General features: G+C 68.1%; 14 protein-coding genes. 3 read left to right on the top strand and 11 right to left on the bottom strand.

Annotated elements, in window-relative coordinates:
• Positions 1 to 72: 72 nt before the first annotated feature.
• The 5 genes from WV31_RS12330 to WV31_RS12310 form a co-directional block, all read right to left on the bottom strand.
• Positions 73 to 1203 carry an alpha-hydroxy acid oxidase gene (locus tag WV31_RS12330; RefSeq protein WP_085373838.1) on the bottom strand — a complete coding sequence of 377 codons (1131 nt, stop codon included), beginning with the start codon at positions 1201 to 1203 and terminating at the stop codon, positions 73 to 75.
• A 16-nt stretch (positions 1204 to 1219) separates the two neighbouring features.
• A complete protein-coding gene (locus WV31_RS12325) occupies positions 1220 to 1996 on the bottom strand; it encodes a hypothetical protein (protein ID WP_085373837.1) in 777 nt (258 codons plus the stop codon).
• A gap of 57 nt (positions 1997 to 2053) precedes the next feature.
• Complete coding sequence (locus WV31_RS12320; RefSeq protein ID WP_085373836.1) at positions 2054 to 3067, bottom strand: DNA/RNA non-specific endonuclease; 1014 nt, start codon at positions 3065 to 3067, stop codon at positions 2054 to 2056.
• A 137-nt stretch (positions 3068 to 3204) separates the two neighbouring features.
• The gene (gene galU / locus WV31_RS12315; protein ID WP_085373835.1) at positions 3205 to 4080 is read right to left on the bottom strand and encodes a UTP--glucose-1-phosphate uridylyltransferase GalU; all 876 of its coding nucleotides are present in this window, start codon (positions 4078 to 4080) and stop codon (positions 3205 to 3207) included.
• Positions 4081 to 4236: 156 nt separating this feature from the next.
• Positions 4237 to 4776, bottom strand: a complete 540-nt coding sequence (locus WV31_RS12310) for a gamma-glutamylcyclotransferase (protein ID WP_085373834.1) — start codon at positions 4774 to 4776, stop codon at positions 4237 to 4239.
• Positions 4777 to 4816: 40 nt separating this feature from the next.
• Here WV31_RS12310 and WV31_RS12305 point away from each other — a divergent pair, with 40 nt between their 5' ends.
• Together WV31_RS12305 and WV31_RS12300 are read left to right on the top strand one after the other, a co-directional pair.
• Positions 4817 to 5869 (top strand): DUF2125 domain-containing protein, encoded by a 1053-nt coding sequence (locus WV31_RS12305; RefSeq protein WP_237051282.1) that lies wholly within the window; start codon positions 4817 to 4819, stop codon positions 5867 to 5869.
• A complete protein-coding gene (locus WV31_RS12300; protein WP_085373832.1) occupies positions 5866 to 7047 on the top strand; it encodes a pyridoxal-phosphate-dependent aminotransferase family protein in 1182 nt (393 codons plus the stop codon). The genes WV31_RS12305 and WV31_RS12300 overlap by 4 nt, the downstream gene beginning before the upstream one ends.
• Positions 7048 to 7182: 135 nt before the next feature.
• Here WV31_RS12300 and WV31_RS12295 read toward each other — a convergent pair whose 3' ends face one another.
• From WV31_RS12295 to ftsE, 6 genes are all read right to left on the bottom strand, one after another.
• Positions 7183 to 7467, bottom strand: a complete 285-nt coding sequence (locus WV31_RS12295; protein ID WP_085373831.1) for an RNA-binding S4 domain-containing protein — start codon at positions 7465 to 7467, stop codon at positions 7183 to 7185.
• Between the two features lie 5 nt (positions 7468 to 7472).
• Complete coding sequence (locus tag WV31_RS12290) at positions 7473 to 9797, bottom strand: adenosylcobalamin-dependent ribonucleoside-diphosphate reductase (RefSeq protein WP_085373830.1); 2325 nt, start codon at positions 9795 to 9797, stop codon at positions 7473 to 7475.
• Between the two features lie 265 nt (positions 9798 to 10062).
• Positions 10063 to 10794 (bottom strand): lysophospholipid acyltransferase family protein, encoded by a 732-nt coding sequence (locus tag WV31_RS12285; RefSeq protein WP_085373829.1) that lies wholly within the window; start codon positions 10792 to 10794, stop codon positions 10063 to 10065.
• A complete protein-coding gene (locus WV31_RS12280) occupies positions 10791 to 11411 on the bottom strand; it encodes a YdcF family protein (RefSeq protein WP_085373828.1) in 621 nt (206 codons plus the stop codon). Before WV31_RS12280 ends, WV31_RS12285 begins: the two co-directional genes overlap by 4 nt.
• A complete protein-coding gene (locus WV31_RS12275; RefSeq protein WP_085373827.1) occupies positions 11408 to 12304 on the bottom strand; it encodes a cell division protein FtsX in 897 nt (298 codons plus the stop codon). The genes WV31_RS12280 and WV31_RS12275 overlap by 4 nt, the downstream gene beginning before the upstream one ends.
• Positions 12304 to 13026, bottom strand: coding sequence for a cell division ATP-binding protein FtsE (ftsE, locus tag WV31_RS12270; RefSeq protein ID WP_085373826.1), 723 nt, complete (start codon positions 13024 to 13026; stop codon positions 12304 to 12306). Before ftsE ends, WV31_RS12275 begins: the two co-directional genes overlap by 1 nt.
• Before the next feature lie 262 nt (positions 13027 to 13288).
• On the opposite strand from ftsE, the gene WV31_RS12265 reads away from it, so the two are divergent.
• On the top strand, positions 13289 to 14737 hold the full coding sequence (locus WV31_RS12265) for a tryptophanase (RefSeq protein WP_085373825.1): 1449 nt from the start codon (positions 13289 to 13291) through the stop codon (positions 14735 to 14737).
• Position 14738 lies beyond the last annotated feature (1 nt).

Genomic DNA, 14738 nt, shown 5'->3' with positions numbered 1-14738 from the left:
CCCTCTTTTGATTTCAAAAATAAGGGAGGTCCGGAGGCATCGCCTCCGGGCGGGTTCGGGCGGCAGCCCGACTTACGCCCACAACCACCCCTCATCCAGCGCCATCCACGACGGACAACCGATCTGAATGAGGGTGCGCCGGAGGTCGACGGCCAGCAGGTCGGCGGCCCGCGCCGCGCCCGCTTCGCCGGCGGCTGCCGCGCCGTAATAGAAGGCGCGGCCGCAGAACACGAAATCGGCACCCGTGGCTCCGGCGCGCACCACGTCCTCGCCCGAGCGGATGCCGCCGTCCATGACCACCACGGCCTCCTTGCCCAGCGCGGCGCGGATGGAACTGAGCGAATCGATGGACGCCGGGGCGGCATCCAACTGGCGGCCGCCGTGGTTGGAGACCCAGATGCCGTCGGCGCCGATCTCCAGGGCGGATTTGGCGTCGGCGGCGGTCATCACACCCTTGACCAGCATCCTGCCCTGCCACAGGTCGCGCAGGGCCCGGACGTCGTCCCAGGTGAGGTCGTCCTTGATCTGGGACTGAATGAAGCCGGCCAGGGTCTTGCCGTCCACCTCGCCCACATAGCGGGCGAGATTGGGAAAGCCGGGCGAGCCGGATTTCAGGGTTTCCAGCGCCCAGAACGGCGCCAGGGCCACCTGGAGGGCGAAGCGCGGCCCCGGCTTGAACGGCAGGATGAAGCGGTTGCGTAGGTCGCGGCGGCGGTCGCCGGCCACTGGCACGTCCACGGTGACCACCAGCTCGCGGATGCCCGCCGCCCAGGCCCGCGCCAGCAGGTCGCGGTTGATGCGCTCCTCGCGCGAGACGTAGAGCTGGAACCAGGCGTTGCCGCCCGCCGCCTCGGCGATGTCCTCCAGCGGCGTGGTGGCGACGGTGGAGGCCACCACGGGAAAGCCCAGCCGGGCGGCCTGGCGCGCCACCATCAGATCGGCGCCCGGCCATAAGAGGTTGCCCATGCCCACCGGCGCGGCGCCGAAGGGAAGGGCGTAATCGCGGCCGAACAGGCTGGCCCGCGTCTCGGGCTTCGCCCCGGTGCAGGCCCTGGGGGCCAGGATCACCGCTTCCAGGCGCTCGCGGTTGCGGCGCAGGCCCCCCTCCTCGCCCGAGCCGCCGTCCAGGAAGCCGAAGGCGAAGCCGGGCAGCCGCCACCAGGCCCGCCGGGCCAGATCACCGATGCTCGCCGCGTTGCTCATGGGGCTGTTCTTTCCCTCAGATAGTGTAGTCATCGGCCGGTGGGCTGGGCAGCCGGACCGAAAGCTCGCCGCCCAGCATTTCGGCCAGGGTGCGCAGGTCGGCCAGGATGTCGAGCACCACCGTTTCCGCTCCGCCGCCCAGCAGCACGCCGCGTTCCAGCCCCGCACCGCGCAGTTCCAGCCCCGAGCGGCCGATCTGGTCGATGACGGTCTGGGGCTTTGCCCCGCCGGGCGCATCCACGGGATAGGCCACCATGTAGGGCGTGTCCAGGGTGTCGAGCAGGATGGCGGCGTCCATGGCGTAGCCGGGGCCGCGCGGATCGTCGGGCGGCGGATCGATGAAGACGAAGTCGGGCCGGGGCTCCAGGATGAAGCGGTGGCGCAGGAACGAGAACCAGTCGTGGCTCCAGAACCGCACCCAGCCGGCCTCGCGGTTGGCCTTGGCGCCCTCGATGACGGCCACGTCGATGTCGTTGACGTCGGCCTCGAAATCCAGCCCGCCCAAAGCGTGGACCAGCCGTCCGGCCAGCACCCACGAGCCGGGATGGGTTTCGCCCGCCTGGGCCGCGTCGAACCACGTCCGGGACTTGAACTGGTCCCGGCGGGCCAGCAGCGCGGCCATGGCGGCGGGCCTGGGCAGGATTCCGCCGCCGGCATGGGTGTCGGCATAGGAGAAGCGGGCGTTGTACTCCGCGTCCTCGCTCCGCCTTTCCAGCACCCGGCGGGCGGTGCGGGTCAGCGCCGCCGCCAGGATGAACTGGTTCCAGATGATGTCCGTTCCGCCCGAATCCATCCCCTTATCCAAGCCGCCTTTTGCGGCGCAGTAAAGAGGGGATCCGGGTTGGGGGGGCTACACGTCGTCGTCGTCGTCGTCGCCGCCGCAGCGATCGGCCCAGTATTTGGCCTCGATGGGCCAGGGCTCGCCGGCCGAACCCGAATCCGCCGCCTTGCGGACGGCATCGGGCAGGTGGGCGAGGAAGGAAAGGCCCGTCGCCTTCTCCAGCGCCGAGATGGAGGTGGAATAGGCCGCCAGGTCGTACTTTGACTGGGGCGTGCCGGCGCATTTGCGATAGCGGCCGCGCTCCTCCTCGTCGGCCTGGTGGAACAGGAAGGCGCGGGCCTCGACCTTGCCCTTGCGCTCGATCACCAGGATCTTGAACAGGGCGTGGGGAATGGCCACCGGCACGGTGCCTTCCTTGCCGATGGTGTCGATCTCGCGCTCGGGCTCGAACACCGGCCCGGCGATGGTCCACACCCGCCCGAACTTGTTGGCGGCGGCGATGGCGTAATTCTCCAGCGCCAGCCAATCGCCCTGGTTCATGTCGGCGAACTGGGGCAGGGCGTTGACGAAGGTGTGGGTATTGCAGCCTTCCTGCCAGGAAATGCGGTTGGCGTGGTTGCGCGCCGCCATGTGGCCGCGGTTCCACAAGGTGGCGAATCCCCGGTACGAGGTGTCGATGCCCGGCTTCAGGCCCTGGTCCTTCCACAGGAAGGCGGTCTCCTCCAGCTCGTACCACTTCACCGGGCGCTTGGCGCCCTGGGGGTGGATGGCCGTGCCGTCGCCGCCCATCAGGCCGCGCATCTCGTAGGACACCCATTTGGGAATGCCGGTATAGGGCGAGCCGGCCTTGTGTTCGGCGGCGGTCTCGAACGAGGCGGTGAAGGCGCCGTACGAGAACATCAGGCTGCGCGGCTGCGTCCCGAAGCGGTCATGGTCCCAGCCGGACGGCACCGAGGATTCGTAGGGCAACTCCTTGACCCCGCCCTGGCCCTTGCAGGCCAATGGCTCGGCCAGAGCCGGAACGGTGGCGGCCAGCAAGAAGAAAGCAGCCGAAAGACGAAAGATGGCGACTCGACCAAGCATGGCAAACCTCATGCACAGGTTAAATACAGTCCGAGGTTGCCGACAGTCGCGAGGAAATGCAATTCATACAAGTTGTATACGATGGCCGTAAGCCACGAGTTTGTGGCTTACGGCGCAATTTTATCTCTTATTGATAATCAGGCGACGCGGCGCCCGGTCAAAGCCTCGAGATGGGCAAGCACGGCCGAGGCAGTTTCCGGATGGGCCAGGGCGGCGTCGATGATCGCCGCCACATAGCCGGCCTTATTGCCGCAGTCGTAGCGGGTGCCCTTGAAGCGGGCGCCGTGCAAGGACACCCGGTCCAGGGTGCGCGCGATGGCGTCGGTCAGCTGGATCTCGCCGCCGGCGCCCCGCTCGCGGCGCTCGAGGGCTTCGAACACGCTGGGATCGAGGACGTAGCGGCCGATCACCGAGAGCGTCGAGGGCGCCTCGGCCGGCTTGGGCTTCTCCACCAAGCCGCGGGCCCGGGCCAGGCGGCCCTTCTCCTCGATGACGTCCAGGATGCCGTAGCGGTCCACCTGGTCGGCGGGCACGTTCTCCACGGCGATGACGTGACCCTTCGTCTCGGTCCACACGTCCACCAGCTGCTTCAGGCAGCCGGGCTGGCCCAGGATCAGATCGTCGGGCAGCAGCACGGCGAAGGGCTCGTCGCCCACCGCGGGCCGGGCGCACAGCACGGCGTGGCCCAGGCCCAGGGGGGCCGGCTGGCGTACGGTAGTGATGGTCACGCCCTTGGGGCAGGTGGAGCGCGCGATGTCCAGCAGCTCGGCCTTGCCCTTGGCCTCCAGCGACCGCTCCAGCTCGGCGTTGCGGTCGAAATGGTCGGCCAGCATCTCCTTACCCCTGGCGGTGACCAGGACGATCTCGGTGATGCCCGCCTCGGCGGCTTCCTCGACGGCGTACTGGATCAGCGGCTTGTCCACCACCGGCAGCAATTCCTTGGGCAGCACCTTGGTGGCGGGCAGAACGCGGGTGCCCATGCCGGCAACGGGCAGAACGGCTTTGCGGATCATTTTGGATGTCTCACAGGGGAGAGGTTGCGATGGGGGGGATCATCGCTGCCCATTCGGGCGGAGTTTTGTCCCGATTGCGGCGGAATCTGGGCATTGAAGGAACGGGATCAAAGGGCCCCCGGCCCTTTGCGGGTGTGGGCGGAGCCCACAGGAATCCTAGCCCCCATCCACCAGAAGCAGCAGGCGCCTCAGGCTCTCGCCCCCCAGCCCCAGCATCTCCATCTGGGCGATGGTGTTGGCCAGGTAGTCGCGGCAGGGTCCCGCCTGACCGTGGCCCTGGCGGATCAGGGCGGCCTGCTGCTCGGGGCCGGCGCCGCCCAGGTATTGCGGGTGGTCGCGCCGGGCGACGAAGGCCCAGACTTCGGCGCGGCGCCCGTCGTCGAGGACGGCCGGCAGGAAGCGGGGGATATACACTCCGGTGGGCATCTCGCGGCGGTAGACCTGTTCCATCACCTCCGGCACCTGGGGCGCGGCCACCCGGAAGGCGCGGCCCCGGCACGATCCGCCCCGGTCCAGGCCCATGACCAGGCCGGGGCGCTGGGGCGTGCCGCGCCACTGGTACGACAGGATGCACATGGCGCGGTGATAGCCCCACAATTTCGCGGTCCGGGCCTCGGCGTGGCCGAAATCGGGATTCCACATCAGCGAGCCGTAGGCGAACACCCACAGGTCGCTGCCTTGCCTCCAGCCCGCCATCGGGTTAGAGGTGGTATCCGGTCCTGGAGTGTTGATGCCGATGTCCATCCGTTTGCGTCTTGCCGGTTTGGCCGCCGCCGCCCTGGTCCTGGCCGGGGCCGGCGCCTACACCGCCTATTGGTTCCACGTGGCGGGGCAGTTGCGCAAGGGGGTCGAGGACTTCGCGGCCGCCCGGCGCGCCGATGGCTGGCGCCTGGACTTCGCGCCGCCCGCCACTTTCGGCTTTCCCGGCACCATCGGCCTTGATCTCGGCACCTTCGGGCTCGCCACGCCGTCCGGCCTGGAATGGCGCAGCGACCGGGTGCGCCTGATCGTGCCCGCCCTCGATCCCCTCGGCCCCGGCCTGGACCTGGGCTCCAGCCATCAGCTGTCCTTAAGCGACGGGTGGCGGGGCATCGTCACCGCCACCGGGGCCAATGTACGCCTGCGGGTGGACGGCGACGGCGACCTGCACGCCTTCACCTTCGAGGCGGGAAGGCCGGTGCTGGAGCAGGCGGGTGCCGGGCCGCTGTCGGCCGAGCGTCTGGCCATCACCTATGAATGGCTCAACCCGCCCGATCCCGGCCACGAGAAGCCCTCGGCCCGCTTCACCCTGGAGGGCCACGCCGTGGACATGCCCCTGCCCGCCGACCTGCCGCTTCATCGCCGGCTGGAGGCGGTGCGGGTGGAGGGCCGCATCATGGGCACCATTCCCGAGACGGCGCCGCTGTCCGCCCTGGCCGCCTGGAGCAATGCCGGCGGCAATGTGGAGCTGGACAGGCTGGCGGTGGAATGGGGGGCCTTGAGCCTGGAGGGCGACGGCACCTTCGCCTTCGACCCCGCCCTGCAGCCGCTGATCGCCACCACGGCCCGCATCCGCGGCTGGAACGAGATCATCAAGCGCCTGACCGAGGCCCGGCTGATGGAGCCGGGCATGGCCTCGGCCGCCGAGATGCTGCTGGCCATCCTGGCCCGTCCCGATCCCCAGGGCCGCCCGACGCTGACCCTGGCGCTGACCCTGCAGGACGGCGCCCTTTACGCCGGGCAGGTCAAGCTGCTGACCCTGCCGCCCCTGCCCCTCATTCCTCCCGGTTCCGGAGCCCCGCCATCATGAGCAACCTGCCCGTCGCCTCGTTCCAGCCGCCCTCGCGCATCCTGATGGGGCCCGGTCCCTCGGACGTCCACGCCAGGGTGCTGGCCGCCCAGGCGCGGCCCACCATCGGCCATCTGGACCCGGCCTTCGTCACCATGATGGACGAGCTGAAGGGCCTGCTGCAGGCCGCCTTCCGCACCGGTAACGAAATGACCTTCGCCGTCTCCGGCCCCGGCTCGGCCGGCATGGAGGCCTGCTTCGTCAACCTGATCGAGCCCGGCGACACCGTGGTGGTCTGCGTCAACGGCGTGTTCGGCGGCCGCATGAAGGAGAACGTGGAACGCTGCGGCGCACGCGCCGTGGTGGTCGAGGATGCCTGGGGCACCCCCGTGGACCCGGCCAAGGTGGAGGCGGCCCTGACGGCCAACCCAGGCACCAAGGCCCTGGCCTTCGTCCATGCCGAGACCTCCACCGGCGTGGAATCCGACGCCGCCCAGCTCTGCGCCCTGGCCCATGCCCACGGCGCCCTGGCCATGGTCGATGCCGTCACCTCGCTGGGCGGCATTCCGGTGCTGGTGGACCTTTGGGGGGCGGACGCCGTCTATTCCGGCAGCCAGAAATGCCTGTCCGCCCCGCCCGGCCTGTCGCCGGTGACCTTCTCGCCCCGCGCCGTCGAGACGCTGAAGGCCCGCAAGACCAAGGTGCAGAGCTGGTTCCTCGACCTTACCCTGCTCACCGCCTATTGGGGCGGCGGCGCCAAGAGGACGTATCACCACACCGCCCCGGTCAACGCGCTCTACGGTCTGCACGAATCCCTGGTCATGCTGCACGAGGAAGGCCTCGAAGCCTCCTGGGCGCGCCACCGCGCCATGCACGAGGCGCTGAAAGCCGGGCTGGAAGCCATGGGCCTGGGCCTGCTTGTGGCGGAAAAATCCCGTCTGCCCCAGCTCAACGCCGTCACCGTGCCCGACGGCGTGGACGAGGCCGCCGTGCGCGCCCAATTACTGTCCCGCTTCGGCCTGGAGATCGGCGCCGGCCTCGGTGCCCTGGCCGGCAAGGTCTGGCGCATCGGCCTGATGGGCCAAAGCGCCACGCCCAGGCACGTCATGGCCTGCCTCATGGCCCTGGAAAGCGTGCTGGGCGGCAAGGTTCCGCAAGGCGCCGGTCCGGCGGCGGCGTCGAAGGCGCTGTTCGGGTAGGGATCGCTTGCGCGAGCGGGCTTGCCCGCACCCATCGGAGGCGAAGGCCTCCGAACCACCATTTCTTATATCGATAAATCGATGGAGGGTCCGGGAGGCTTCAGCCTCCCGGTTGGGGCCGGGGCGAAAGCCCCGCTATTCCTCCGGCATCCGTTCCTTGCCCAGGTCGCGATAGAGCCCCTGGGCCTCCGGCACCGGGCCGCGCCGTGTGCCCGGGGCCAGCATTTCGACGGTGCGGATATAGGGGCCGGCGGGAAAGGATACCCGGTCGCCGGGCTTGACCGCGTGGGCGGGCTTGGCGACGGATTGGCCGTTGAGGCGCACCCCGCCGCTCTCAACCACGTTCGCAGCCAGCGCCCGCGACTTGAAAAAGCGGCAGAAAAACAGCCACTTGTCCAGGCGCTGGGCGGTGGCGTCCAATTACGTCAGCCGCACTTGGAATAGCCGCACGACGTGCAGGTGTCGCAGCCTTCCGAGCGCAGCAAGGCGGGCTGGTTGCATTTGGGGCAGTGGCGCAGGCGGGAATCGCCCAGGTTGACCACCTTCTTTTCCTCGCGGGCCTCGACGGGTTCGCGGGCCGCCTTGGGGTCGGGCAGGAAGCCGATGGCGATCATGTGGCGCTCGATCACCTCGCCGATGGCGGCCAGCAGCGAAGGCACGTAGCGCCCGCCCACCCATTGCCCGCCCCGGGGATCGAACACCGCCTTCAGCTCCTCGACCACGAAGGACACGTCGCCGCCGCGGCGGAACACCGCCGAGATCATGCGGGTCAGCGCCACCGTCCAGGCGAAGTGCTCCATGTTCTTGGAATTGATGAACACCTCGAAGGGCCGGCGCCGTCCGTCCTGGATCACGTCGTTGACGGTGATGTACATGGCGTGGTCGGAATCCGGCCAGCGCACCTTGAAGGTGGAGCCGGGCAGGGCCTCGGGCCGGTCCAGCGGCTGGGTCAGGTGAACTACGCCGCCCGCCTCGAAGGGGTCGGAATGCCGCACCCGGGTCTTTTCCAGGGGCAGTTCGGGCTCGGCCGGATTGGCCTCGGGTTTGGGCTCCTTCTTGGGCGCCTCCAGCACCGAGCCGGTGACGTCGTTGGGGCGGTAGGTGGTGCAGCCCTTGCAGCCCAGATCGTAGGCCTGGGTGTAGACGTCCTTGAACGCCTCGAAGGAAATGTCCTCCGGCACGTTGATGGTCTTGGAGATGGAGGAATCGATGTATTTCTGGATGGCCGCCTGCATCACCACGTGGTCGCCCGGCGTCAGGCTCATGGCATCGACGAAATAGGAGGGCAGGGGCGCGTTCTCGCCGCGCAGGCGGCGGAACAGGCGGTAGGCGTAGTCGCTGACCTCTTCCTCCTTGCGGGTGCCGTCCTTTTGCAGCACGCCGCGGGTATAGCTGAAGGCGAAGACCGGCTCGAGCCCCGACGAGACGTTGTCGGCGAACAGGGAAATAGTCCCGGTGGGCGCGATGGAGGTGAGCAGGGCGTTGCGGATGCCGTGGGCGCGGATGGCCTCGATGACGTCGGCATCCAGGGACTGGATGGTTTCGCCCGCCAGGTACTTTTCCGCGTCGTAAAGGGGGAAGCTGCCCTTTTCCTTGGCCAGCTCGGCCGAGGCGAGATAGGCCGAGCGGCGGATGGCCGCCATCCAGGCCTCGGTCAGGCGGATGGCCTGGGCCCCGCCATAACGCGCCCCGCAGAGAATCAGGGCATCGGCCAGCCCGGTGACGCCGAGACCGATGCGGCGCTTGGACTGGGCTTCGTGGCGGTGCTGTTCCAGCGGGAAGTTGGACACGTCGATGACGTTGTCCATCATGCGCACCGCGACGCGCACCAGGGAATCCAGCCGGGCGAGGTCAAGCCTCGCCCCGTCCTCGAACGGACGCTCCACCAGCCGGGCCAGGTTGACCGAACCCAGGAGGCAGACGCCATAGGCGGGCAGCGGCTGCTCGCCGCAGGGGTTGGTGGCGTGGATCTCCTCGCAGTAGGAGAGGTTGTTCAGCCGGTTGATGCGGTCGATGAAGATCACGCCCGGCTCGGCATAGGCGTAGGTGGCGCGCATGATCTTGTTCCACAGCTCGCGCGCCGGCAGGCTTTTATAGGTGACGCCCTTGAAGGTCAGTTCCCAGGAGCTGTCTTCCTTCACCGCCCGCATGAAATCGTCGGTGACCAGCACCGACAGATTGAACATGCGCAACCGGCCCGCCTCGCGCTTGGCGTCGATGAAGGCCTCGATGTCGGGGTGGTCGCAGCGCATGGTGGCCATCATGGCGCCACGGCGCGAGCCGGCGCTCATGATGGTGCGGCACATGGCGTCCCACACATCCATGAAGGACAGCGGCCCCGAGGCGTCGGCGCCCACCCCCTTGACCGGGGCGCCCTTGGGACGCAGCGTCGAGAAGTCGTAGCCGATACCGCCGCCCTGCTGCATGGTCAGCGCGGCTTCCTTCAGGTGCTCGAAGATGCCGCTCATGTCGTCGGGGATGTCGCCCATGACGAAGCAGTTGAACAGCGTCACCTTGCGGTCGGTGCCGGCGCCCGAGATGATCCGTCCGGCCGGCAGGAATTTGAAATCCTCCATGGCCTCGAAGAAGCGCTGTTCCCACAGGGCGGAATCGGCCTCGGTGGCGGCCAGCGAGCGCGCCACCCGGCGCCAGGTGTCCTCGATGGCGCCGTCCAGCGCCGTGCCGTCGGCGGATTTCAAGCGATACTTCATGTCCCAGATCTGCTGGGAAATGGGGGCTACCTGCGTCATCGACCCGCTCTCTCTCCTCCCGGCCCTTCTTTCCAAACAGGGCGTTCCACCCCCAAGTCTAGGACTCGCGGGGGGCGAGAATCAATGGATGTGTTCTTTTTTTGTTTCAACAGGGTTATGTGGGAATAGCGCCTTGATGTTCAAGGGCGATTCCACTTATCCCCGGAATTCGGCCCCGGTCGGCTGGGGATGGATTCGATCCCCAGCCCGATCCACAGGCTTATCCACAGCGGGCGGGGTGTTCCCACCCGCCGGGCATAGACGGCTACAGGCCGGGCTGGCGCTCTCGGGCCTCGGCCACCAGCCGGTCCGTTGCGGTTTCGATACGGTTCTCCAGCTCGGCCATGAAGGCCTTGCGGTCCATGCCCGGGGCGATGGGGGGAAGCGCTTCCAGCGTCAGGGTGCCGGGCTTCTTGGCGAAGCCGCGCCGGCGCCAGAAAAGCCCGGAATTCAAGGCGATAGGCACCACCGGCACCTTCAGCGCCCCGTACAGCATGGCCACGCCGGTGTGATAGGGGAGCTTGGCGCCGGGTGCGGCGCGGGTGCCTTCGGGGAAGATGATCACCGGGCGGCCTTTGGCGGCGGCTTCCTCGGCGCCCTTGACCATGGCCTTCAGCGCCTTGGTGCCGGCCGAGCGGTCGATGGCGATCACCCCGGCCTTGCCCAGGTACCAGCCGAAGAAAGGTATCCACAAGAGCTCGCGCTTGAGGATGTAGGCCGGGTCGCCCAGCAGCAGGTGGAAGACGAAGGTCTCGAAGGCCGACTGGTGCTTGGAGGCGACGATGAACGGCCCCGAAGGCAGGTTCTCGGCACCCCGCAGCTCCCACGACAGCCCGGCCAGGACGCGCAGCGCGCCCAGCATGCCGCCCAGCCACAGTTTCACCGCCGGCAGCATGGCCTTGCGCGGCAGCATCAGCAGCGGCAGGTAGAGAAGGGACAGGACCAGGGTCCAGACCCAGGTGAAGACGATGAACAGGGCGGAGCGAACGAGGGTCACGGCTTCCTCTCGGATTTCTTGGGAATGATCAGCGGTCGGGCCAGCGCCCCCAGGTACTTGGTGTATTCCACCGCCAGCAGGTGGGCGGTGCCGGGCCAGCGCCACCACTGGTCCCGCTTGAAGGCGTCGGGAAACACCGGGTGGGCGATGATGACGGCTTCGGGCATGGCGCGGCGGAACTCCAGCAGGGCGCGGCGCATGTGATAGGCCGCGGTCACCAGCCGCAGCGAGGCGAACCCCTCGCGGCGCATCCAGGCGGCGGTTTCGGCGGCGTTGCCCACCGTGTCGTCGGCGGCATGGCCCAGCGCGATGCAGCAATGGGCCTGGGCCGGGGCCACATGGGCCTTGCGCAGCAGCTCGGGCAGGTCGACGCCGCGATGCACGCCCGAGACCAGCAGCTTGCGGCCCATGCCGGATTCCAGCAGGCCCAGCCCCGTCTCCAGCCGGTCGGCGCCACCGGTCAGCACCACCACCGCATCGGTGGCGGTCGCGCCGTCCTCGACCCGGGAGGCCAGATCGGCGGCGAACCACACCAGCCCGCCGCCCCAGCCGCCCAGCAGGGCGCCCGCCGCCACCATGGCGGCGATGGCGATACGGCGCAAGGCGGCCCGGCTCATGGCAGCTTGGCCAGGGTGCCGTGGACGGTGAGGCGCGCCGTCAGCATGGCGAGAAGGGCGGCCAGCAGCGGCAGCAGGCCGATGGCCACATAGCCCAGCACCGGCAGCGACAGGCTGGGCAGAAAGCCGCCTTCCAGCCGCCGCGCCGCCCAGCCGATGGCGGTTAAGGCCGGCACCGCCAGGCCCAGGCCCATCAGCCCGCCGGCGATGCCCAGAGCGAAGGCGCGGTCGGCGAATTGCCGCGCGATGTAATCGTCATGGGCGCCGATCAGGTGCAGGACCTCGATGATGCCGTGATGCACCGCCATGCCGGTGCGGGTGGCGTAGACCACCGTGGCCGAGGTCACCATGCCGATCAGCAGCACCACCACCACCGCCAGCCATTGCATGGTGCGCGACAGGTTGATGAGGCGCGACAGCCACACCCGGTGGTCGTCCAGCGAGGCACCGGGCACGGCGCGCGACAGGCGCAGCGACACCTCGGCCAGATCCAGCCGCGATTCCGGGTCGATGGTGACGTCGATCAGGCGGGGCAGCGGCATGTCCTGGACCATCTCGGTGCTGCCCAGCCAGGGTTCCAGCAGCGCCAGGGTGCGCTTCTTGTCGAAGGCCTTGACCGCCAGCACGCCCGGCACCTTGCGCATCACGTCGATGGCGGCGTGGACCCGCTCCTCGGTCACCGCCTCGCCGTGCTCGCCGCCGGCCGGCAGCACCTGCACGGTCAGCGTCCCCGACACGTCGCGGTCCCAGCGCTCGATCACCGCGCCGATGACGAAGGCGCCCGCCACCGCCATGGACGACAGGAACACCATCAGCGCCACCAGCCAGGGCAGGAAGCGCGAGGTGGCGTCGCCGGCCAGCGGCAGGTCGGAATGGCGGCGCCGAAACAGCATCACTCCGCCTCCAGATCGTCTGCCGCCGGCTCCTGATGCAGGGTGGTGACCATGCCGTGCTCGATGTGCAGACGGGGCAGATGGGCGAAGCGCTGCACCAGCAGCTCGTTGTGGGTGGCCACCACGATGGTGGTGCCCAGCTTGTTCAGCTCCTCGAACAGATACATCAGCCGCATGGCGATGTGGTCGTCCACGTTGCCGGTGGGTTCGTCGGCCAGCAGCAGATCGGGCCGGCCGATCACCGCGCGGGCGATGGCGACGCGCTGCTTCTGCCCGCCCGACAGCGTCGAGGGCTTGGCCCCCAGATGGTCGGCCAGCCCCACCCAGGACAACAGTTCCGGCACGTGGCGCCGGATCTCGGATTCCTTGACGCCCCTCACCCGAAGCGGCAGCGCCACGTTGTCCAAGGCCGTCATGTGGTCGAGCAGGCGGAAATCCTGGAACACCACCCCGATGCGGCGGCGCAGCGCCGGCAGCTCGTAGCGCTTGGTCGCCGCGATGTCGCGGTCGAACAGCACCACCCGGCCGCGCGTCGGGCGCAGGCCCAGATACATCAGGCGCAGCAACGACGACTTGCCGGCGCCCGAAGGCCCGGTCAGGAAGTGAAAGGATCCGGCCGGCAGTTTGAAGGTGACGTCCTGCAAGACTTCGGGTCCAAGCCCGTAGCGCAGGCCGACACTGTCGAACCGGATGATGTTTTCCCCACGAGGGCGATGCCGCACGGTGCTTCTCCCGAACCGGCCGAAGATGACACACAAGGGGCGGAGGGGCAACGGAGCGGGTGGCGTCTTGGCACCAGCCACCGATCAAGGACCCGGACATCGGGGCCGGAAGCGGCGGCCTGTCGTGAAAAGAGTCCTGGCCCTGGCTTGCGGCAACATTCCATAGATATGGTGATGTAATTTACACGGATAGGCTGGCGAGATAGCATCCTGGGGTGATTTTCACGCATTGAAATTACAATAAAACGCAGGAGGGCATCTGATGGCCAAGGTCAAGTTTCATTCCGGGGAGGCCGTTCCCCTTGAAATGCACAAGGTCCGCATCGTCCAGAAACTGAGCCTCGCGCCCATCGAGCGTCGCCTGGAAGCCATCCGCGAGGCGGGCAACAACACCTTCCTCCTGAAGAATCGCGATATCTTCCTCGACATGCTGACCGACAGCGGCGTCAACGCCATGAGCGACAAGCAGCAGGCGGCCATGATGGAGGCCGATGACAGCTACGCCGGGTCCGAGACCTTCACCAAGCTGGAAAACAAGATCCGCGACATCTTCCAGATGGAATACTTCCTGCCGGTCCATCAGGGCCGCGCCGCCGAGAACATCATCTCGCGGGTGTTCGTGACGCCGGGCAGCATCGTGCCCATGAACTATCATTTCACCACCAGCAAGGCCCATATCGTGCTCAACGGCGGCAGCGTCGAGGAGATCATCATCGACGAGGGCCTGCAGGTCACCAGCCAGTGTCCCTTCAAGGGCGACATGGACGTGGGCAAGCTGCAGACTCTGATCAGCACCCATGGCGCGGCCAAGATCGCCTATGTCCGTATCGAGACCGGCACCAACCTGATCGGCGGCCAGCCCCATTCGCTGGCCAACCTGCGCGAGGTCAGCCGGGTGTGCCGCAAGAACGGCATCCTGCTGGTGTTTGACGCCAGCCTGCTGGCCGACAACCTGCACTTCATCAAGGACCGCGAGGCCGAATGCCGGGGCATGTCGGTGCGCGACATCACCAAGGCCATCGCCGGCCTGACCGACATCATCTACTTCTCGGCCCGCAAGCTGGGCTGCGCGCGCGGCGGCGGCATCTGCACCAACAGCCGCGACGCCTTCATGAAGATGCGCGAATTGGTCACCCTGTACGAGGGCTTCCTGACCTATGGCGGCATGTCCATCCGCGAGATCGAGGCCCTGACCGTCGGCCTGGAAGAGACCATGGACGAGGACATGATCTCCCAGGGACCGCAATTCATCGAATACATGGTCAACGACCTGGCCCGCCAGGGCGTGCCGGTGATCACCCCGGCCGGCGGCCTGGGCTGTCACCTGGACGCCATGGCCTTCCTGCCGCACGTGCCCCAGACCGAATACCCGGCCGGCGCCCTGGCCTCGGCCCTGTACCTGGTCAGCGGCGTGCGCGGCATGGAGCGCGGCTCCATCTCGGAACAGCGCAACGAGGACGGCAGCGAGGTCTATTCCAACATGGAATTGCTGCGCCTCGCCGTGCCGCGCCGCGTCTTCACCCTGTCCCAGCTGAAATACGCGGTGGACCGCATCGTCTGGCTGTACCAGAACCGCGATCTGATCGGCGGCCTGAAGTTCGTGGAAGAGCCCAGCATGCTGCGCTTCTTCTTCGGCAAGCTGGAAGCCACCAGCGGCTGGCAGGCCAAACTGGTCGCCAAGTTCCGCAAGGATTTCGGCGACAGCCTGTAGA

It is taken from the genome of Magnetospirillum sp. ME-1, from assembly GCF_002105535.1.
GTDB lineage: Bacteria > Pseudomonadota > Alphaproteobacteria > Rhodospirillales > Magnetospirillaceae > Phaeospirillum.
Note: the sequence above shows the minus strand (reverse complement) of the source record. Positions and strands in the feature narration are given on the sequence as shown.